General features: G+C 37.0%; 17 protein-coding genes and 1 rRNA gene. 2 read left to right on the top strand and 16 right to left on the bottom strand.

Going from position 1 to position 19,483, the window contains the following annotated elements; translation table 11 throughout:
- The 15 genes from NE558_RS09010 to NE558_RS08940 all read right to left on the bottom strand — a co-directional run.
- Window positions 1–136, bottom strand: a 16S ribosomal RNA gene (locus tag NE558_RS09010); the annotation flags it as partial.
- Between the two features lie 289 nt (window positions 137–425).
- The gene (locus NE558_RS09005; RefSeq protein ID WP_256149692.1) at window positions 426–581 is read right to left on the bottom strand and encodes a hypothetical protein; all 156 of its coding nucleotides are present in this window, start codon (window positions 579–581) and stop codon (window positions 426–428) included.
- Between the two features lie 113 nt (window positions 582–694).
- Window positions 695–1,348 (bottom strand): response regulator, encoded by a 654-nt coding sequence (locus NE558_RS14625; RefSeq protein WP_256149691.1) that lies wholly within the window; start codon window positions 1,346–1,348, stop codon window positions 695–697.
- A complete protein-coding gene (locus NE558_RS08995) occupies window positions 1,345–2,097 on the bottom strand; it encodes a response regulator (protein ID WP_256149690.1) in 753 nt (250 codons plus the stop codon). Before NE558_RS08995 ends, NE558_RS14625 begins: the two co-directional genes overlap by 4 nt.
- 334 nt (window positions 2,098–2,431) lie before the next feature.
- Window positions 2,432–3,904 (bottom strand): FAD-dependent oxidoreductase, encoded by a 1,473-nt coding sequence (locus NE558_RS08990; RefSeq protein ID WP_256149689.1) that lies wholly within the window; start codon window positions 3,902–3,904, stop codon window positions 2,432–2,434.
- A gap of 201 nt (window positions 3,905–4,105) precedes the next feature.
- Window positions 4,106–4,585, bottom strand: a complete 480-nt coding sequence (locus NE558_RS08985; protein ID WP_256149688.1) for a helix-turn-helix domain-containing protein — start codon at window positions 4,583–4,585, stop codon at window positions 4,106–4,108.
- A 253-nt stretch (window positions 4,586–4,838) separates the two neighbouring features.
- Entirely contained in the window at window positions 4,839–5,516 is a 678-nt protein-coding gene (locus tag NE558_RS08980) for a GntR family transcriptional regulator (protein ID WP_256149687.1), read from the bottom strand.
- 225 nt (window positions 5,517–5,741) lie between these two features.
- Window positions 5,742–6,761, bottom strand: coding sequence for a zinc-binding alcohol dehydrogenase family protein (locus NE558_RS08975; RefSeq protein ID WP_256149686.1), 1,020 nt, complete (start codon window positions 6,759–6,761; stop codon window positions 5,742–5,744).
- Window positions 6,762–6,988: 227 nt separating this feature from the next.
- Window positions 6,989–8,284 (bottom strand): TRAP transporter large permease, encoded by a 1,296-nt coding sequence (locus NE558_RS08970; protein WP_256149685.1) that lies wholly within the window; start codon window positions 8,282–8,284, stop codon window positions 6,989–6,991.
- Window positions 8,281–8,862, bottom strand: a complete 582-nt coding sequence (locus tag NE558_RS08965) for a TRAP transporter small permease (RefSeq protein WP_256149684.1) — start codon at window positions 8,860–8,862, stop codon at window positions 8,281–8,283. Before NE558_RS08965 ends, NE558_RS08970 begins: the two co-directional genes overlap by 4 nt.
- A gap of 83 nt (window positions 8,863–8,945) precedes the next feature.
- Complete coding sequence (locus tag NE558_RS08960) at window positions 8,946–9,974, bottom strand: TRAP transporter substrate-binding protein (protein ID WP_066048459.1); 1,029 nt, start codon at window positions 9,972–9,974, stop codon at window positions 8,946–8,948.
- A gap of 91 nt (window positions 9,975–10,065) precedes the next feature.
- Window positions 10,066–11,679, bottom strand: coding sequence for a mannitol dehydrogenase family protein (locus tag NE558_RS08955; protein ID WP_256149683.1), 1,614 nt, complete (start codon window positions 11,677–11,679; stop codon window positions 10,066–10,068).
- A gap of 114 nt (window positions 11,680–11,793) precedes the next feature.
- On the bottom strand, window positions 11,794–12,870 hold the full coding sequence (gene uxuA / locus NE558_RS08950; protein ID WP_256149681.1) for a mannonate dehydratase: 1,077 nt from the start codon (window positions 12,868–12,870) through the stop codon (window positions 11,794–11,796).
- A gap of 334 nt (window positions 12,871–13,204) precedes the next feature.
- The gene (locus tag NE558_RS08945) at window positions 13,205–14,230 is read right to left on the bottom strand and encodes a sugar kinase (protein ID WP_256149680.1); all 1,026 of its coding nucleotides are present in this window, start codon (window positions 14,228–14,230) and stop codon (window positions 13,205–13,207) included.
- An 85-nt stretch (window positions 14,231–14,315) separates the two neighbouring features.
- On the bottom strand, window positions 14,316–15,272 hold the full coding sequence (locus NE558_RS08940; RefSeq protein WP_256149679.1) for a bifunctional 4-hydroxy-2-oxoglutarate aldolase/2-dehydro-3-deoxy-phosphogluconate aldolase: 957 nt from the start codon (window positions 15,270–15,272) through the stop codon (window positions 14,316–14,318).
- Between the two features lie 340 nt (window positions 15,273–15,612).
- Between NE558_RS08940 and NE558_RS08935 the strand changes: the two genes are divergently transcribed.
- Window positions 15,613–16,365, top strand: coding sequence for an IclR family transcriptional regulator (locus NE558_RS08935; protein ID WP_256149678.1), 753 nt, complete (start codon window positions 15,613–15,615; stop codon window positions 16,363–16,365).
- A 207-nt stretch (window positions 16,366–16,572) separates the two neighbouring features.
- On the top strand, window positions 16,573–17,145 hold the full coding sequence (locus NE558_RS08930; protein ID WP_256149677.1) for a DNA-3-methyladenine glycosylase I: 573 nt from the start codon (window positions 16,573–16,575) through the stop codon (window positions 17,143–17,145).
- A 310-nt stretch (window positions 17,146–17,455) separates the two neighbouring features.
- Here NE558_RS08930 and NE558_RS08925 read toward each other — a convergent pair whose 3' ends face one another.
- On the bottom strand, window positions 17,456–19,429 hold the full coding sequence (locus NE558_RS08925; protein ID WP_256149676.1) for a metallophosphoesterase: 1,974 nt from the start codon (window positions 19,427–19,429) through the stop codon (window positions 17,456–17,458).
- Window positions 19,430–19,483: the final 54 nt, after the last annotated feature.

Below are 19,483 nucleotides of genomic sequence, written 5' to 3'. Positions count from 1 at the left end.
CACGTTACTCACCCGTCCGCCGCTAAAATATGAAATCTTCCTGCCGAAGCTCTCCAATTTCATATCTCCGCTCGACTTGCATGTGTTAAGCACGCCGCCAGCGTTCATCCTGAGCCAGGATCAAACTCTTATATTAAAGTTTTGTCCTGCCAGTCTTAATGTCTGGCTTACTTTCCGATTTTTTCGAAATCGGTAAACTCTTTGTCTTTTTTATTGTCAGCTGCGGTCGTCTTTTTCACTTCGTGAAAAACCGCTCGTTTCTCCCCGTTCCGCTTCCTCTTTCGCCTGACGGCGTTGGTCGGTCGCTTCGCAATCAGCTCGAAACTCACTGACAGAATTGACTATGGGTTGTGTGTTTGTATCTCTACTGTTTAGTTTTCAAGGATCAATTCGCTGTTTCAGCAGCGAAATCTATCTTACCAGATTTATTCAATCTTGTCAAATACTTTTTTCAATTTTTTTAAACTTTTTTGTCGCAATTCTGCTTTTAATGAAATACGCACTTCTGCGAAAAGTTGTTTAAATTTTCCAAGCTGTTCAGCAAGGAAGTTTATAATAACATGCCCTTTCTGTTCTGTCAAGGATAAAATGTCCTTTTCTGTTTTTAATTCAAATTTACCTTTGTATTAATGAAAAAGCCCTTTTTTGAGACAACAATACACTGAAAATATATGTATCATTCAAACCTCTGATATTATTTCCTATCCGGACTCATTTGGGTGGTAGCAGCCATAACTGCAAGCTGTGTACGGTTTTTCACCATAAATTTAGAAATCAATTCCGCCACTATATTTCTTGCTCTTCCTGCTGACATTCCAATTGTATCTCCAATTTCCTCATTTGTCATGCCTTGTACCACTAAGTCTAAAACTTCTTTCTGTCTTTCTGTCAGCTCCACACAAAATTTTTGCTCAGTACCAATACAGATTGTTGAAGCGACCACCTCTCTTTTTATGTAAAACGCAAATTCTTGTATATACTTCTCTCCTGCATAAGCTTTTTTAATTACCGCAAAAAGTTCCTCTGGAACAATATCTTTTGAAACATATCCATCTGCACCATTTTTAAAAGCTGTTGCTATATTTTTTTCATCGTCTTCCACCGACAAAACCAGAATTTTTGTACTTGGTTCTAATTTTTTTATTTCGAATATTGCATCATGACCAGAGTATACTGGCATATTCAAATCCATAAGGATAACATCAGGCTTTAATTTCACACACAAATCAACAGCTTCTCTGCCATCGCCAGCACAACCAACAACCTCAAGTTCTGAATTTTGTCCTATCACTAGTTTAAGACATTCGCGCAAAATAATCATATCATCCACAATAAGTATTTTAATCACATCGAAAACCCCTCAACTTCACCAATACCATCCGCAAACAGTGCCTTTTTCAGCTGATTCAACTCCCATGTCATTTGGTTGCCGCCCTTTTCCAACTTATCTGCTATTGTTTGAATTTTTCTAAGGCGCATCATAGAAGCCATTCCTTTTATTTGATGGGCATACTTAGCTACATCCGCTTGATTGCCACTTAAACTTGCAGTTTCTATCTTTAAAAGAAGCTTCTTACTGATATAAAAAAAATCTTTCAATAAATTAGTAGCCTCTCCAATAGATATTTTCATTTCCTTACATAGTAATGAAACTGCATCATCAAAATTAAATTCCCAATCAAAATCAGTTACCTTTTGATTCAATCTTCCATTCTCCTGACTTGGTAAATATTTATCTATCATATCTTTAAGAAATCCAATTTCAACGGGTTTTTCCAACACATCATTCATCCCACTACGAAAACATCTTACCCGTATTTCATCTGTTACCGTGGCAGATATTCCAATAATGGGTATTGAATAAAAGGTATTGCCCATGGCACGTATTTTTTTAGTGGCTTCATATCCATCCATATTCGGCATTTGACAATCCATAAAAACCAATCCAAATGTTTTCTTCTCAAGCATAGAAATAGCTTCTAGTCCATCCTTTGCAACCTCCGACATTATACCCAAACCAGATAAAACAGCCTTAAAGAACTCCCAGCTAAAGCTGTTATCTTCAACAACCAAAACTGTCGCCGATTTCTCTCCCATGTCTCTTCCCTCTCTGCAAAAATACAATACTGAAAGAAGAAGTGTTACAAAAACACTTCTATCAGAACGATGTATACTGTTTTGAAAATCCAAGTTACACTTAATTATTCTTTCTTCTTATTGTAGTCTTTAAAATTATCTTTTACAAGGTATTTTACTTTAAGTAATAATAATCGTGATTATGTCCATTCCCAACCTTTAATTGACATATAAAAAATGAAATAGACACAATGATTTAGGAATCATTCTTATTTTATAGGTGAAACGTAGAAAACACATCTAATAAAAAAGAAAAGCACCGAACTTTTTTCTCGATGCTTTCATGTGAATCGTTTTATCTTTTAGATACATATCGAAAACCTCTATAGTTTTCTTCCCCTGTTTCGTTTAAATTCCCCTCCATATCATCTTCTAGGGGGTAGTATTGAGCATAAAATGATACCCCATCATTACAACATGCCACCCTTTCTAAACTTTGCGGAAAGGCGAAAATATTTTTAGGGTCATATTTTTTCTTTATCTTTTTCAATGCTCTAACATGTGTTCCATAATACTCATGCAAATAGTCATATAGTTCCCCATAAGGAAAATTTACATAAGAACCGATTGTGATTGCCTCAAGGTAAGGAAATCGATTGTCAACCCACTCTCTATTTTCTTTTGCGTATCTGGGTTTTTCCCAAACTGTTTCAAGCCACATTATATATTTTGCCTTTCTATAGTAAAAGGCAGTATCATCAGTCTCTATTTCTGATACTCTGCCGCCTAATGCATATAATGAAATTCCCGCAAATACAGACCCAGGGGAACGTCTCTTTATAAGATCTACAAGCTCCATTCTTTCATTTGATGTAAAATCCCTGAAAGCAAAACGACTTGCAGATTGAAATTTTTCTGAGGCGGGGTAGACACTTCCAATGATTGTAACTGCCTCAAGAAATGTCATAGCTTCAATATTATATTCTGCCTTATCAAGGGCAAGAAAATCAGCCATCATTTCCTTAGCAACCTCCGCCGAACCATAAAATATTCCTCTAATCAGCATGCCCAATCCATCCGCAGAAGAATGATAAACCCTACCAATCAAAGTAATTCGTTGGTCCGCTGTTTTTAACCATTCTTGCCATACATAAAGAAATTCTTCTTGTTCTTGCTCATGAACATTTAAATAATCTATCTCAATCAGCGTCACATTTCTTACCTTTGGAGGTAAATTGAAGGTCATAGATACGATTATACCGAAATTACCTCCACCAGCCCCACGGCATGCCCAGAAAAGATCGGAATGGCTTTCACGGTTGGCTTTAATCACACTACCTTCATAATTAATTAACTCAATCTCCTTTAAACTATCACAACCCAAACCAAAATTTCGGCAAGAAAGTCCCCAGCCTCCTCCTAGTGCATATCCGCTTACTCCAACGGTGGGACAAGTTCCCCCTGGAAAAGGATATCCCTTGGATGCTACAAATTCATATACCAGTTTATTGGTAACTCCACCTTGAACAGTCAGCTCATCTGAACTTTCATCAATACTCATGTCATTCATTTGACTTATATCGATCACTAAAGTGCAATCACCATTGGAATACCCTTCGTAATTATGTCCTCCACTGCGTATACGAATTGGCACACAATGCCCTCTCGACCAAATGACAGCATTAGAAACATCATTTTTTGTTGTACAATATACAATAATTAAAGGAAACTGCTGAATCGCTGTATTAAAGCCTTGCCTTGCTTCACTATAAACCGGATCAAAAGGAGTGACAATTTCTCCAGTCAAACCATATAGAAAATTATTCATAATGGGAACCTCCATCCTACTATTCAAAGAAAAAAGTCATTTGACTACTTTTATTATATGAAGGTATGATGGTATCTGCTCTGTTTTGGACTCATGTGAATTAACTCTTAGAAATTCCCTTTTACAAATCAAACTAAAACACCTTTTTTCCAAAGGTATTTTGGATTAAAATTACTTTGCTATAAATCTTAATTTCATTATCTATTGCCCATTGCCTAAATACTGAAATATTTTCTTATCATATTTTGCTTTTTTATACCAACCAATTCCAATCATGGCAACACCCATGAATAATATTATAGTTCTTTTTACAGAAAACGGTGAGTACATACATGATAGTACTATACCTGTGCCAGCTCCCGTTAAAAAATCTATCAAAGATTTATCATGTTTGAAATTTTTGATATGATTCAGTGTTTCTATTAAATGATCATCAGCTTTTTCTTTAAATTCTGACTCCTTTAAGCGTTCAGCATAAAGTAACTCATTAACACTGATGCCCAGTTCAACAGACAACAGCGGAAAAACAGATATATCAGGCATATAATTCCCATTTTCCCATCGAGAAATTGTTTTATTTGTAACTCCAATCTTATTGCCTAATTCTGTTTGCGTCATACCTTTATCTTTTCTTAACTCAGCTATAAACTTTCCTATTTTTTTCTGATCCATGGTAAACATCTAACCTCCCTTTATATTAGAAATTATAGCAAAAATTATGGCCTATGTATTCCCCACAAATAGCGATTCTCACTTTAATGAACAAAAATGACTTTTTTTATATTTTCAAAAATAATGTTTCAAAAGGCAGCTAAATTTCTATTTTAATAATGAATACGAGTAAGTTCCCTTTGCAGATGGCAATAAAATAACACCGTACTTTCACCCGAAAAAGTTATCCAGAAAATAAAAAAGACAAGCAACAGCTTGTCTTTTACTTAAAATACTCGGGAAATTTATTCAATAATTCTTGTCTTTCCTGTTCATACTGTTTTAAATGTTGTTGCATAAAGGTAACGGCTTTTTCCCCATCCCTTTCTTTAATCGCCTCTAAAATTGCTCTATGGTCTTCAACAATCTTATTCGCTCCAACACTGGCAGAAACCTTAAGTAATCTTAACCTGTCAAAATGAATGGAAAAGCTTCTAACCACATCATAGCACTTTGACTTTTTGGCAATTTGAAAAAGCATTTTGTGAAATGCATTATCCGCCTCAAAAAGCCCTTCGGGATTATTATTCATACAATATTGATTTTGAATACGCAGGTTTTCTTCTAACTCAGCTATATTCGCCTCATGAATAACCCGACAAACCTCTTTAACGACCCCACATTCCAACAAATTTCTCATGAAATAGGTTTCATCTATCATATCATAATCAATTAAAGAAATTCTACTTCCTCTTTGAGGAAAAACCTCCACGATACCTATATTGGCTAATTCGCTTAGGGCTTCTCTAACGGGGGTTCTAGAAATACCCAACTCCAAAGCCATTGTATTTTCGCTCACTAAAGTTCCAGGCTTTAAATCAAGGTTTATTATATTATCTTTCAATACGCTTAACGCATATTCTCTAGAGGTTTCACGCTTCATCTTTTCTCTAACCTTCATTTTTCCTACCCCCTCTCATTTCTTATCTACACTATCATAAATTAATTTCATTTTCAATAGTTTAAAACAACAAGAAATAAACTTTATTTTGTCAACAAAAGGCTACACTTCAAGTAGCATAGCCTGATCAAATGCATGATTATTATTATAACCTAACTGGCATTAAACCCCGTTTCAAAACTTCCTTCCAAAGGGCAAAGAATCTAAGTAAAAGTAAAATAAAAATCAATACATTTTTATAACTATTTTCCTAGTTTTATCTGGATTCTCTTCAATATACTTAAAAGCTTTTTCCATATCCTCTAGAGGATAAAATGCAGTTATAAAATTTTCAAATACTATTTTTTCTTCCTTTATATAATCAATAACCACAGGAAAACGATTTGTTTGATGCCGTGAACCCATAATACTAACCTCACCTTTAGACAACGATATAGGCGCAATCTCACTAGGAGTTGTATTAAAGCTTAATTCTACCACTCTACCTGCATTGGAGACGAAAGTTAAGGCATCTTCGAAACTCTTTTTATTACAAATAGAGTCAATGACCACATTTGCTCCCATTCCACCAGTAATTTCAAAAATTCTATCTGCTACATTTTCTTTTATAGCGTTTATGGTAAACTCAACCCCATGTTTTTTCGCAAAATTTAATTTTTCATCCACGACATCGGACAAAATGACTCTAGCTCCTAAAATTTTGGCATTTTCAGCCACCGTAAGTCCTATCGTTCCACCACCCATTACGAAAACAAAATCGTCCTTTGCCACTTGTCCTCTATAACAGGCTTGCGCCCCTATGGTAAAGGGTTCAATTAAAACGGCATCTTCTAAAGATACGTTATCTGGCAATATATGGGCGTTGCTTTCCGGAATCTTAAAATATTCAGCACAGCCTCCATCAATATGCGCCCCGAAAACCTTTAGTTCTTGACATGCGTTTCGTCTCCCGTTTTTGCAGGAGTAACACTTACCACAAGCGATAAAAGGTTCTACCACCACTCTATCGCCCACCTTTACTCTGGTAACCCCACTTCCAACCTCATGAACATGACCCACTATTTCGTGACCCCAAACAAGAGGATATTTAGCGAAAGCATTTTGTCCATGATAAATATGTACATCCGAGCCGCAAATGCCTACGTATTTTACTTTAATAATAACATCATTGGCTTTTTCTATTTTAGGCATGGGTGTTTCTTCTATTTTAATAACACCAACTTTTTCTATTATTCCTGATTTCATTTATTGACCTCCTATGACTATGGGGAAAACATTGTAAACGGTTCCCCCTCCCCTTAAGCCCCTGAGGATGTTGCCTTAAAACATACCAAAAGACTCATTTGGACTCATAACCAATTTTAAACTTTTGAACATTATCGCTCAAGGCATGCACCTTTGGGGATATCTTAATGATATATTTTCGTATTTCATTGCGCTATACATTCGTTTCATAAGTACAGCCCAATTGATTAACCCCCTAACCAGCCTAACGGTACAGTTACCAGCCCCGGGAATAATATAAACAAATACACCAGTGCAACTTGGAATATATAATAAGGTATAACAGGCTTAATTATTTCTTCCATCCTGACCTTCCCTGTGGCGCAGGCGACATTAAGAACAGGTCCCACTGGCGGTGAGGTTAAGCCCAAAACATTAGCAAGGGTAAACACGATACCAAAATAAACTTTATCTATTCCCGCAGCCGTAATCAGAGGCAGCATAATGGGCGTCATAATTAATATAGTAGGAACTACATCCACGCAAGTGCCCATGACTATAATAATTGTCATTAAAATCGTCATTAGTAGAAGGGGATGACTTGTTAAACCGGAAAGAGACTCGGTAATGGCTTGGGGTATTCTTGAAACTGTCATAAGGTATGCCGCTACGTTAGCCGCCGCCGCCAAGAACATTACCACCGCCGACATTTTAGCCGCCGATATAAAGGAAGTAAATAAATCCTTTAGCGTTAATTCTCTATAAACAACGACACCTACAAATAGTGCATAAACTACGGCAACCACTCCAGCCTCTGTAGCCGTAAAGACGCCGCCTCTAAGACCCACTAAAATAATAACAGGTAGTAATAATGCCCATAAGCCACTTAAAAAAACCTTAATCGTTTCCCTAAAGGAAAGTGGAGGATCATTAGATTTTACACCGTCTTTTCTACAAACAAAGAACCAAACGCCACACATAATAATCGTAAAATAAATAGCTGGGAAAATGCCCCCCATAAATAACGATTTTATAGATACACCGGCCGAAACACCATAAACAATCATAGGTATTGATGGTGGCATTATGGGAGCCACGATGTTAGCCGAAGCTACTAATCCGGCGGCCTTTGCTCTGTTGTAACCGCTTCTAGCCATCATGGGTATTAAAATAGCCCCAAGGGCTGCCGTAGAAGCTACAGCAGAGCCTACGAGAGAAGCGAACATTAAGCAAGCTAATATCGTTACATAGCCTAAACCACCTTTCACTCTACCTACAAAAATATTACAGAAATTAATAATTCTTTTTGTAAGGCCGCCTCTATTCATTAATTCCCCAGCCATAACGAAAAAAGGCAGAGCCATCATGGTTACACTATCTGTTCCACTCATCAATTTCGTGGCAATAATCTGAACGTTAGCATTAGAACCTCCTAAATATAGCGCCGTACAAATCCCACAAAATATAAGTGCAATTGCGATAGGCAGCCCAAGAGCGATACCGCCTACTAAAAATACCAAAAACATAGTTAAGGTAAGTATCATTTTAACACCGCCTTGTCTTGTTCAAAATCTGCAAAAGGGTCTTCTCCTGAATCATGTGGCTTAATCAAATCAAGGGGGTCCTCCTTAAAGACGATTAATTTAATTAGATTAACAATACAAATGATAATAAAAGCAATCCCCAAAACAACCCCTGCAAATTGAATAAAGAAAACTGGGTAATGGGTTACTACCCATGAATTATTTTTATTCAGTAAAGATACTTGCCAAGCCCCCTGGGTAAGCAGTGCCATAATCCAAATTGTTATGACTTGAATAAGAAAATAAATTACCTTCTTGGCTGCAATTGGTACCTTAGTAATTAAAGAATCTACCATTAAGTGATTGTTCTCTTTCATCGCTACGATAGAACCTAAATAAACCAAATATATAAAGCTAATTCTAGCAACCTCTTCTGAGTAAGCAAAGCCTTTATGAAACACAAATCTAAGCACAACATTGGCGAACGTAAGTATAATCATAATAGCTAAAAAAAGTGCAATCAGAATTTCAATGGTACGAAATAAAAAATTAATCACCTTTGTTATACCAGACATCTTGTTAGAAATACCGGAGCTCATTTAGCCACTCCCTCCTTTTCTTGTTTTTAAAAAAGGGCGTACGTGTAATACGCCCTTTCAGAAAGAATCGTTCAAGAAATTACTTATTGAACCGCTTGAATTTTTTCTACTAATTCTTTTGCCCAATCATTTTCAGCATACAGCTTATCAAGGGTTGGTTGAATTTTTTCAATGATAAGCGCTTTATCCTCTTCTGTACAAGGGGTTACGGTTACACCATTGTCGATTAAAAATTGACGGTCAGCATCAACACTTGCAATATAATCTGTCCAAGCCTGTTCAGAAGCTGCTTTTGCGGCATCTTTAATGATTTGTTGTTGCTCTTCGCTTAATGAATCCATAAATTTTGCATTGGTGATAATCTCTAAAGTAGCAATAATATGGTTGGTTTCGTATAAGTATTTTTGAACCTCATATAAAGCTTCACTCTTAACTGTAACCATACCGTTATCTTGCCCATCAACTACGCCTGTTTCAAGAGAAGAGAAAAGCTCATTTAAAGGTATAACCTGTGCGCTTGCACCCAAGTTTTCAGCAATACCAACATGAATAGGGTTAGCAGGCATTCTAAACTTTTGACCCTTAAAATCGTCAACACTTTCTAACTTCTTATTGCTTGTAAAGGTTCTTGCAGAGTTAGGGCCCCAACCTAAAATATAGGTTTCTGGGAATTTCTCATGGAACTTGCCATTTAACTCTTCTGCAATTGCGCCAGTCCAAACCTTTTTTGCGTGCTCTATATCTCTATAGAGAAATGGCCAGTCTGAAATTAACATAGTAGTAAACTCTTGATTCATGCAAGTACCGATAACTGCAACCTCAACCGCGCCATTACGAACGCCGTCCCATAATTCTGTTTCATTACCCAAGGTGCCGGAGTGATAGACATCTACCTTAATAGAACCCCCACTTTTTTCTTCCACCTGCTTTTTGAATACGTTATCAATGGCCATTGCCATTGGATGGGTTTCAGCCCAGTTATCACCAACTTTGATGGTAACAACCTCAGCAGGAGCAGCATCGCCACTTGCGGCTGGCTTTGCGCCACAGCCCGCTAAATTGCCGATACATAATGCACTTACTAATAATAAGCTTACTACATGTTTTTTCATACTTTTTCTCCTCTCCTTTTTACAATCCGACTCGTTCCCCTTCTGTGAATCAAAACGGAACGCTTTATCTTTAAGGATACTTCCTTAAAAATCAACCTAAATATTTTACTAATGCTTTTCTAACTGCTCCACTGCCTTCAATAAGCTCTAAAAACATGAGTTCAATTTTTTCACTCAGCCCTGCCTCTACTAGGTCTAGGCCAAAAATGACCTTGTTTGCCAAAAATGGCTTCAATTGACCTTTATAACTGTCTTTATTCCCTATCTTAATTTCTTTTAACCCCTCTTGTAAATCAGAAAGCATAGGATCATCACTGATTTTGAAAGGCTTTAGCCCATCATCTGCCCCTAATAAATAACGAAACCAGCCGGCTATGGCAAGAGGAATAAACTGCAGCGCATTCACGTCCAAAATTGGACTTTTTATATAGGCTTTCATTGTTTCACCAAAGCGAATGGCTACCTTTTGGCTAGTATCCGTAGCAATTCTAGCTGGGCTATCGGGAATAAATGGATTTGGCAGTCTTTCATTGATTACCTCGTCAATAAAATTTCGTGGGTTTATTATTTTAGGATCCACTACTACTTTAATCCCCTCATCATAACCTATTTTTTCAACCAACTTCTTCAGTTCGTTATCTTTCATTTCTTTTGCAATACTATCATAACCTAATAGACAGCCGTATACCGCCAGCGCTGTATGCAGTGGATTTAGGCAGGTGGTTACTTTCATGGTTTCACTTTTATTTACCGTATCCCTATCGCTAAAATATACCCCTGCCTCTTCTAATCTTGGGCGACCATTGGGGAAATTATCCTCTATTACTAAGTATTCAGGAATTTCAGCATTCACAAAGGGAGCAATATAGGTTCCCTTATTAGTGATAACCGGGGATATTTCCTCTAAACTCAGGTTAATTAGATTTTCTTCAATCTCCTTAGCTGGTCTTGGTGTAATTTTATCAATCATAGACCAAGGGAAGCTAACCATGCTTTCATTGCTGATATAATCAATAAATGCCTGATTCACAAAACCTTTTTCCAGCCATTTATCAGCCACATCCAGCACAGAAGCTTTCAACTTTTCACCATTATGACTGCAGTTATCCATGCTCACAATAGCCACAGGATATTGTCCTGCATTAAAGCGTTCCAATAATAAAGCTGCGGTTATACACATAGCGTGATTTGCCTTCGTGGGACCTTTTTCGAAATCTTCCAAAACGGCTTTGAAATAATTGCCCTTACTATCTTTTAACGCATAGCCTTTTTCGGTTATTGTAAAGCTTGCCATTTGCAATGATGGATTCTGAAAAGCTTTCTTAAGCCTTTCAAAATCATTTTCCTCCCTTGTGCTAGCCTTAACTGCCTCACAAATGGAGGCCAAAACCTGCTTTTTCGTCTCTCCATTGGCCCGAAGACCTACTGATAAAACCAAATTATCATAGGGCTTATAAATTTTATCAATGATATCAAAATCAAAGGTTTCGGCGGCGATAATGCCTACATTATCCAAGCCCTTTTCCAATAATTCGTCTTGTAATCTAGCAATAAAGCCTCTAAAAATATTCCCCCCGCCAAAATGAATCCATTTAGGGGTTTCCTTTGCGTTTTTGAGTGTCGTTTCTATACTATAAGTTGGTATTTTTATTTCATTTTCTCCCCAAAATTCTTTATCATTTAAACCTTCTCTAATTAGCTTCATTCTAAACCTCCACGTCAAAGCAAAGACCCAACTCAATTATCTAGGTACTTTGCTTTTCCTTCACAAGAGCATACGTAATCTTGTGTTGCGTGACTTACGCCACGCAACTAATTCTCAGGATTTACTCATCTTATCTACTGCTTCCCATAGACCTAAGAGGTAGTTTGCGCCTAAAGCTCTGTCATATAAACCATAGCCGGCTCTGGCCTTCTCGCCCCAAATCATTCTTCCATGATCAGGACGTATATACCCATCAAATCCGGTAGAATGCAGTGCCTTTACAACTTCAAACATATCTAAATCACCACACTGAGATAAATGAGCAGACTCATCAAAATCCTTAGGGCTTAGATGTTTCACGTTTCTAATATGAGCAAAGTGAATTCTACCCATATCTCCAAATTCTTTCATAATAGCAGGTATATCATTATCCAAGTTACTGCCTAAGCTGCCAGTGCAAAGGGTTAAACCGTTGTATTTGCTATTATTTAAAGCTAAGAATGTCCTAATATTTTCTGCATTAGTTATAACCTTTGGTAAATTGAATAAAGGCCATGGTGGATCATCGGGATGAATCGCCATTTTCACATCATATTTTTCAGCATAAGGAATGATTGCGTCTAAAAAATATTTCATATTAGACCAATACTCTTCCGTGGACATGGACTGATAAAACTCCATATCCAGAGCCATTTGAGGTATTCTTTCAGGCTCCCAGCCAGGCAAGGAGTAGCCTCCACTGTTAGACACCATGGAATTGGCAATTGTGGTTGGATTCAGCTTTACCACATCGTCATGGCGATAAGCCATGCCAAAACTTCCGTCTGACAAAGGATGGAATAACTCACTTCTGGCCCAATCGATAACAGGCATAAAGTTATAACAGATACACTTTACCCCTACCAATGATAAATTTTTAATGGTCTCAATATAATTTTCTATGTATTTATCACGGGTTTTCAAGCCTTTTTTAATATCCTCATGGATATTAACACTCTCGATCACCTCCATCTCAAGCCCAGCTTTATTGATTTCATCTCTTAAAGCCTGACAAGCCTCCAAACTCCAGACCTCACCCACTGGGATTTTGGGCATACAAGCCGCTACCCCAGTCATGCCCGGAATTTGCTTAATTTGTTCTAAGGTCACGCTGTCGTCTCCATAGGGAAACCAGCGAAAAATCATTTTCATTCACACACCTCCATATTAAGTCAAAATAGCAAGTCAAAATGATTACCATTTTGAAAATGTTTTTCTATAAATTTTAATACAAAGCTACTTAGTATACCCAATCTAATTAGCCTTATCTTAAAAACTACACATTTTCTACTGTATAATTCATTATGATTTATACTTATTCTACAACTTACATACTAGTATATCAATTGACATTATGTTTAAATTTTGATTAGAAATACTGTGCAAAACGCATAAAAAATGGTTAGGTAAATTACCTAACCATTTTTCAAGGGAAAAATATAAAAAAATGTTGTTGCCAAAAAGAATTGCCAGACTGGTTAAGATCTTATCTTTGCACTCTGCCCGATGCATCACCACCGGCTAATTTTGTAACCTCGTCAAGGCTTACCATATTAAAATCGCCTTCAACTGCATGTTTTAAACAAGAGGCTGCTACGGCAAACTCAATACTATCCTTAGAATCATAGCCCAAAAGAGTCGCTGCAATCAGTCCAGCTCCAAAACTATCACCACCGCCAACTCTATCGACAATATGAATTTTATAAGTTTTGCTAAAATGATATTCCGTGCCATCATAAAGCATAGCTGACCAGTTATTATCATTCGCTGATAAAGACTCTCTTAACGTTATAGCCACTTTAGAAAAACCAAATCTGTCAGCTAATTGTTTTGCCACGTCTTTATAACCTTCTTTATTTACCTTACCGGTGGTAACATCGGTATTTGCGGAATGAATGCCGAATACATCTGCGGCATCTTCCTCATTAGCAATACACACATCTACATATTCACACAATTTAGCCATTACCTCTCCGGCCTTGGCCTTACTCCAGAGCTTATTTCTATAATTTAGGTCACAAGAAACAGTAATGTTCTTTGCTTTCGCTGCCTTACAGGCCTCAAGACAAATTTCAGCTACTTCATCATTAAGCGCAGGAGTAATCCCAGTAAAATGGAACCAATTTACCCCTTCAAAAATCTCGTCCCAATTAAAATCTGATGGTTTTGACGTATAGATAGAAGAACCCGCTCTATCATAAATTACCTTGGAAGGACGCTGGGAAGCACCCTTTTCCAAGAAATAAATCCCCACTCTATCGCCGCCTCTGGCTATTTTCGTGGTGTCTACCCCATATTTTCTTAAAGAATTTATTGCCGCTTGGCCAATTTCATGCTTAGGTAGTTTTGTTACAAAGCTTGCTTCAAAGCCGTAATTAGCCAAAGAAACTGCAACATTTGCCTCGCCACCGCCATATGTAGCACCAAAAGTATCTGCTTGAATAAACCTAAAATAACCCTCCGGCGCCAATCTTAACATGATTTCACCAAAAGTAACTATTTTTTTAGCCATAATGAATCCTCCTATACTTATAAACAATAACAACTATTGTTTCTTCAGTCCAATCATTCTGCAAAACATATCTTTAACACTATATTTAGTTTTGTACCAAATGAATGGCAAAATCACTGATTTCTTCCTCCAGATAAACGGCGATCAGCTTATCGTTCTTATATTTTTCACTATCCTGCTTGAAAGCTACGCCCAAGCTTTTCAGATATTTCATAGCACCCAATACATCATTGGTTCCAATGGCAATATGGCCTTTTTTGCCAAGATAGGGCGCTTTCATAAACTCTATCCCATCTGTAAAAATGGATGAATTGCCAGCCTTTTTTTCAAATCCAAATAAATCAGTAATTTTATCAGAGGATGCATTGGCTTCCTCTTCATTTTCACAGTTAACACCTACATGCTTCACTTGAAAGCCAAAAACGGTTTGAATGGCTTTTCTGGTCAGCTCTTCTATTTTTTCATATTCACCATTTTTAATTAGGCTCTCTTTTACCATCCATGTTCCACCACAAGCTACTATCTTAGAAAATGAAAGATATTCTCCAATATTATTTTCATTAATTCCGCCAGTAGGCATAAATTTCAACCTAGGAAAAGGCCCAGCCAATGCCTTAATGGCATTTAAACCACCGCTTGCCTCGGCGGGGAAAAATTTAACAACTTCAAGTCCAAACGCTAAGGCTTGTTCAATGCCCGAGGCGTTGGTAACACCGGGAACGATAACAATATCTTTATCAATACAATATTGAACCACCTTAGGATTAAATCCTGGACTAACGATAAATTTAGCTCCGGCGGCTACCGCCTTATCCACCTGCTCTGTAGTTAAAACAGTTCCTGCACCAATTAACATATCAGGAAAATGATTCGACATTAAACGAATCGATTCTTCTGCCGCCTCAGTTCGGAATGTAATTTCAGCACATTTCAATCCACCATTGCTTAAAGCTCTGGCTAAAGGAATGGCATCTTTCGCATCCTCTAAAACCACAACCGGAACTACTTTAAACATACTTATACTTTCTAAAATTTCGTTCAAGTAAAATCACCTTGTCCTCTCCACGCTCTTCTGTTCCGCATTATGGAACTAGTTTTTGTATAATGAAACTTAAATTTAAAGTACTCCTGAAACTAAAAATTGTCAATAGCTATTTGTAAGTTCATATACCTTCACAAAAATGTTTGTTTTATATTGTGAAATATGCTATCATAATACGAAAAAAGCGTTCTCTTTTTTTGAAGCAATTTCAACATAAAATTGACTTCAAAAATGATAAATTTGGTATAGTGAGATGGATTGCTATTGAAACAAAGATTTTTCATCCTCTGTGGAAAGAAAATGAGCAGATGATTTCAACTTGATAATGAGGTGTAACTAAATGAATGATAAAAATCCCATTCAGGTTTCTGAAAAGCTTTTTAAAGCAATAGAACTCTTAGCTGAAAAAGGTGCTTTAAGCCTTACGGAAATCAGCAATGATCTTGACTTAAATAAAAGCACGGTTCATAGAATCTTAAATTCTTTAATATTTATGGGCTATGTTAAGCAAGAGGAAAAAACCTTGAAATACGGGCTTAGCTTTAAACTTTGTAATTTAGCCAGTAAATTTTTAGCTCATAATGATATGATTAGTATCATCCACCCCTATCTTATAGAATTGGCTAATAAGACAAATGAAACTGTTCATCTGGTTGAGCGTTATGATACTACAGCAATATATATCGATAAAGTGGAGAGGTCTAAAAATTCCATACGGCTTTATTCTACTATTGGTAAATCCATCCCTCTTTATTGTTCTGGAGTAGGTAAGGCTATTTTAGCTGAAAAAACGAAAGAAGAAATTTGGGATATTTGGAATAAAAGCGAAATTATTAAAATAACAGAAAAAACAATTACGAAATTCGATGAATTTGAAATCAAAATAAAAGAGGCTCAAGAAAGAGGATATGCCTGTGATATAGAAGAAAATGAAATTGGCGTTCATTGTGTAGGTATTTATATTAATGTACCTAACAAAGAGTATGCAATTAGCATTTCCGCCCCAAAAGAAAGGTTAGATGAAGAAACCATTACAATATATGGGAAGTACCTATTGGAAACAAAAGAAAAACTTGAGAAGCAGTTATCTTAAAAAGCATTCTATATAAAAAAAATACGCAGATGGAGTCATATTCCTCTGCACTTTTGTTTTCACTTTCATTGTGAAAGAAGGTGTTGTATTTATCCATACTATTGCATGGCATTATGAACATTTTGGTAGATCAGACAATAAAGTTTCCCTACAATACTCATATGGTTAACAAAATCTCACAACCTAAAAAAGTAAGGAGGTTCCTTGATGAATGAATTAAAAAGATGTGATTGGGCTCTGAAAAATAAACTGGAGCAAGAATACCACGATAGCGAATGGGGAATTCCGGTTCATGATGATAAAAAGTTATTTAAAATGTTAATTTTGGAGGGAAAACAAGCAGGGTTAAGCTGGTCAACTATTCTTGCAAAAATGGATACCCTCTGTGAAGCTTTTGATAATTTTGACCCAAAGATTCTAGTAACTTATGACGATTCAAAAATTGAAGGTCTCTTGCATAATAGCGGAATCATTAAAAACAGACTGAAAGTAAATGCGGCTATCAGTAATGCCAAGGCATATTTTAAAATTCAGGAGGAATTTGAGTCTTTAGATAACTATCTGTGGTCATATGTCAATCATCAGCCCATTATCAACTCATGGACTCGTATAGAAGAGGTGCCATCCAGCACCCCTCTCTCAGATGCAATCAGCAAAGACCTAAAAAAACGTGGATTTAAATTTGTTGGCACAACCACCATATATGCATTTATGCAAGCAGTTGGTATGGTAAACGACCACTTAACCACCTGTGCTTTTTATGATCGCTCTCAGCTATAGAGCAGAAACATCAATAATTATTTTATATGGAATTAAACAGACGCTTATAAGAAGTTATACGTTTTTGAATTTAGATACTTAACACCTCATTATCATTATGCTTATTTTAAACCTTGGCATCTTCAGCATTTTAATTCTCTTTTATTATTGATAACGTTGTGTGTCTTTTATGGAATATCAAAAAAATGAATTCACTTGAACATTAAAAAAAAGGCTGAATAAGGTGTATGAAGCCACTCTTATCAGCCTTTTATAGGGAGAAATATAATATTTTTAAAGATAAAGAATGATAAACATTCTTTTCCAGATTTTAATTACCTAGTTTTTTCATTTCTTCAATAATAGATTGTAAGCGATTGGTTGCAATTCCTTCTAAATCAGTAATCGGAATATCAAATATCCAATAGTCTCCCGTTGCATGATTATCACCTTCACACCATACATTCAATCTTCCCCCATCACCAAAATAAAACTGTGTTGCAAATTCTTGTGTGTCAATGCTTTCTGCAAGCTTTTTGTACGCTGCCTCTTTAACCTTTTCAGGAATTTCACCCTCAACCCCCGCCCCGGCAAAACCGAGTTTTCCATTCAGTACCAGTTGCTTAAAGGCTTTTTTATCCCCTATAAAGTCCCACAATCCTGTATCCTTATCACCCGTAGTTAAGTTGAAAATCTGTGTTCTTATTGAGTTTACAGGATAAGCAGCCCCCGCTGTATAGGCAGTATTATAAGTTCTAATGCTTAACAAATCGCCATCCAGCAACTCAAAGACAGGCATAATATCATAAGTCGTATCTTTTTCGGCAGAGAAAGTTGGTGCCAGACAGAACTCTTTCAGTCCCTCATTCAATTTCTCCTGTACAGCATTATCTGCTAAGCCGCTTATCTCCACATAACGAGCCTGCGTATTGTCATCTCCATAGTTTGCAAGTGCTTTCATATCAAAAGACACATTGGCAAAAGGATTTTCTGTAGGTGCAGTTTTATCTTTTTCTTTACTTACACTTGGGGCAATATCCGTGATAGAGCCATCTTCTTCAAATTTGTAAAGCTCAGCCGTGGTTTTTTCCCCGGTAGTGATAACCGCAAAAGTACGACTAGCTTCTGGATAGTCTGTGTTATGATCAATCCAAGTGCCCTCATTGATGTAATATTTTCCATTGTCCATGGCACGATATTCAGGTACATGGGTATGACCGAACACGACAACATCCACGTTTTCATTGGGATTTTCCAGATACTGAACCTTAGCCTGTTTAAAATAATATTCCCAGTTTAAAGTACCGGAAACCGCCTCAAGAAAACTGTTGGGAACCTTTACCTGATTGATTTTCTGACGTTCCTCCCAAGTGCGCTGGATATTCTTAAACAAAACCGGTGCTGATATCGTTCCATCTGCCTGCTGTGCTGGATAAAAATCCAGATAAGTATAAGAATCGTCTAGTCCCGCCATATGAATATCGAAGATTTTTTCATCAATACCTTGGTTCGGCGTCATTCTAGCGGAAATATCCCTTAGAATTTTGTAATAAATATAGGCGCCATATTGGTCAGCATCGGATTGATCAGGTACCGTTGTTACCACAGGCAAGTTCTTCTCTACCTTAGGACGTCCCTGCAATACCCATGTAGCAGCATAGCGAGCATAAAAATAACCTGCGGGCAGAATGGTATCATTGTTGCCTGCCAACTCTGCATTTGTTACCGTGTCTGGTGCAGAAAAAACATCGTAACGATGACCATGCTCGATTGCAATTTCATTGCGGTCACCCGTGTAATAGGTACCAAGGCCTTTGGCATCCCGAATCTGTACAATCTTTGGAATAGCCTCTTGCAACACATCATTTTCTTGTGTCATATCGTGATTTCCAGGGATATAGACAAGCTTGATTCCGCTGTCAATCACTTTGTTCAACTCATCAATGATACCCTGATTGTTTTTTATAACATCTCTGTAAAACTGCTGTTCATCTGTGTAGCTGGGGTAATCCACCGGTAGGAACCATTCATCCAGAAAATCACCATCAATCACCAATTCCCGCACATCTTTTGTGCCTTGCAGCCCCTTTAAAAAATTAATCAGCAACGGTCGGTTTGCCACCGTTTCAGCATACTTGTCGTCAATCCCAATATGAATATCACTTATGACAACAATCTTGTTTCTTGTGTTCCCAGCTTCCCATAAAGCAGCTGTGCTGCTTTTTGGTGCACAGCCGCCGGCAACTAGCGCCGACGATACAACCATGCTGGATGCCACCAGCAAAGATAGAATTTTTGCTTTCATGTCTACTCTCCTCCATCTCTTAATTATTTTCCTAATTAAAAAATACCGCAAAAT

It is taken from the genome of Anaerotignum propionicum (genome assembly GCF_024461735.1).
Lineage (GTDB): Bacteria > Bacillota > Clostridia > Lachnospirales > Anaerotignaceae > Chakrabartyella.
This window is presented reverse-complemented; position numbering and strand designations above follow the sequence as displayed.

Bases quoted from the DNA above. Each gene is read 5' to 3' on its own strand.
- NE558_RS08995 (WP_256149690.1), bottom strand. From the start codon at position 2,097: ATGGGAGAGAAATCGGCGACAGTTTTGGTTGTTGAAGATAACAGCTTT.
- NE558_RS08990 (WP_256149689.1), bottom strand. From the start codon at position 3,904: ATGAATAATTTTCTATATGGTTTGACTGGAGAAATTGTCACTCCTTTT.
- NE558_RS08985 (WP_256149688.1), bottom strand. From the start codon at position 4,585: ATGTTTACCATGGATCAGAAAAAAATAGGAAAGTTTATAGCTGAGTTA.
- NE558_RS08980 (WP_256149687.1), bottom strand. From the start codon at position 5,516: ATGAAGGTTAGAGAAAAGATGAAGCGTGAAACCTCTAGAGAATATGCG.
- NE558_RS08975 (WP_256149686.1), bottom strand. From the start codon at position 6,761: ATGAAATCAGGAATAATAGAAAAAGTTGGTGTTATTAAAATAGAAGAA.
- NE558_RS08970 (WP_256149685.1), bottom strand. From the start codon at position 8,284: ATGATACTTACCTTAACTATGTTTTTGGTATTTTTAGTAGGCGGTATC.
- NE558_RS08965 (WP_256149684.1), bottom strand. From the start codon at position 8,862: ATGAGCTCCGGTATTTCTAACAAGATGTCTGGTATAACAAAGGTGATT.
- NE558_RS08960 (WP_066048459.1), bottom strand. From the start codon at position 9,974: ATGAAAAAACATGTAGTAAGCTTATTATTAGTAAGTGCATTATGTATC.
- NE558_RS08955 (WP_256149683.1), bottom strand. From the start codon at position 11,679: ATGAAGCTAATTAGAGAAGGTTTAAATGATAAAGAATTTTGGGGAGAA.
- uxuA (WP_256149681.1), bottom strand. From the start codon at position 12,870: ATGAAAATGATTTTTCGCTGGTTTCCCTATGGAGACGACAGCGTGACC.
- NE558_RS08945 (WP_256149680.1), bottom strand. From the start codon at position 14,230: ATGGCTAAAAAAATAGTTACTTTTGGTGAAATCATGTTAAGATTGGCG.
- NE558_RS08935 (WP_256149678.1), top strand. From the start codon at position 15,613: ATGAATGATAAAAATCCCATTCAGGTTTCTGAAAAGCTTTTTAAAGCA.
- NE558_RS08930 (WP_256149677.1), top strand. From the start codon at position 16,573: ATGAATGAATTAAAAAGATGTGATTGGGCTCTGAAAAATAAACTGGAG.
- NE558_RS08925 (WP_256149676.1), bottom strand. From the start codon at position 19,429: ATGAAAGCAAAAATTCTATCTTTGCTGGTGGCATCCAGCATGGTTGTA.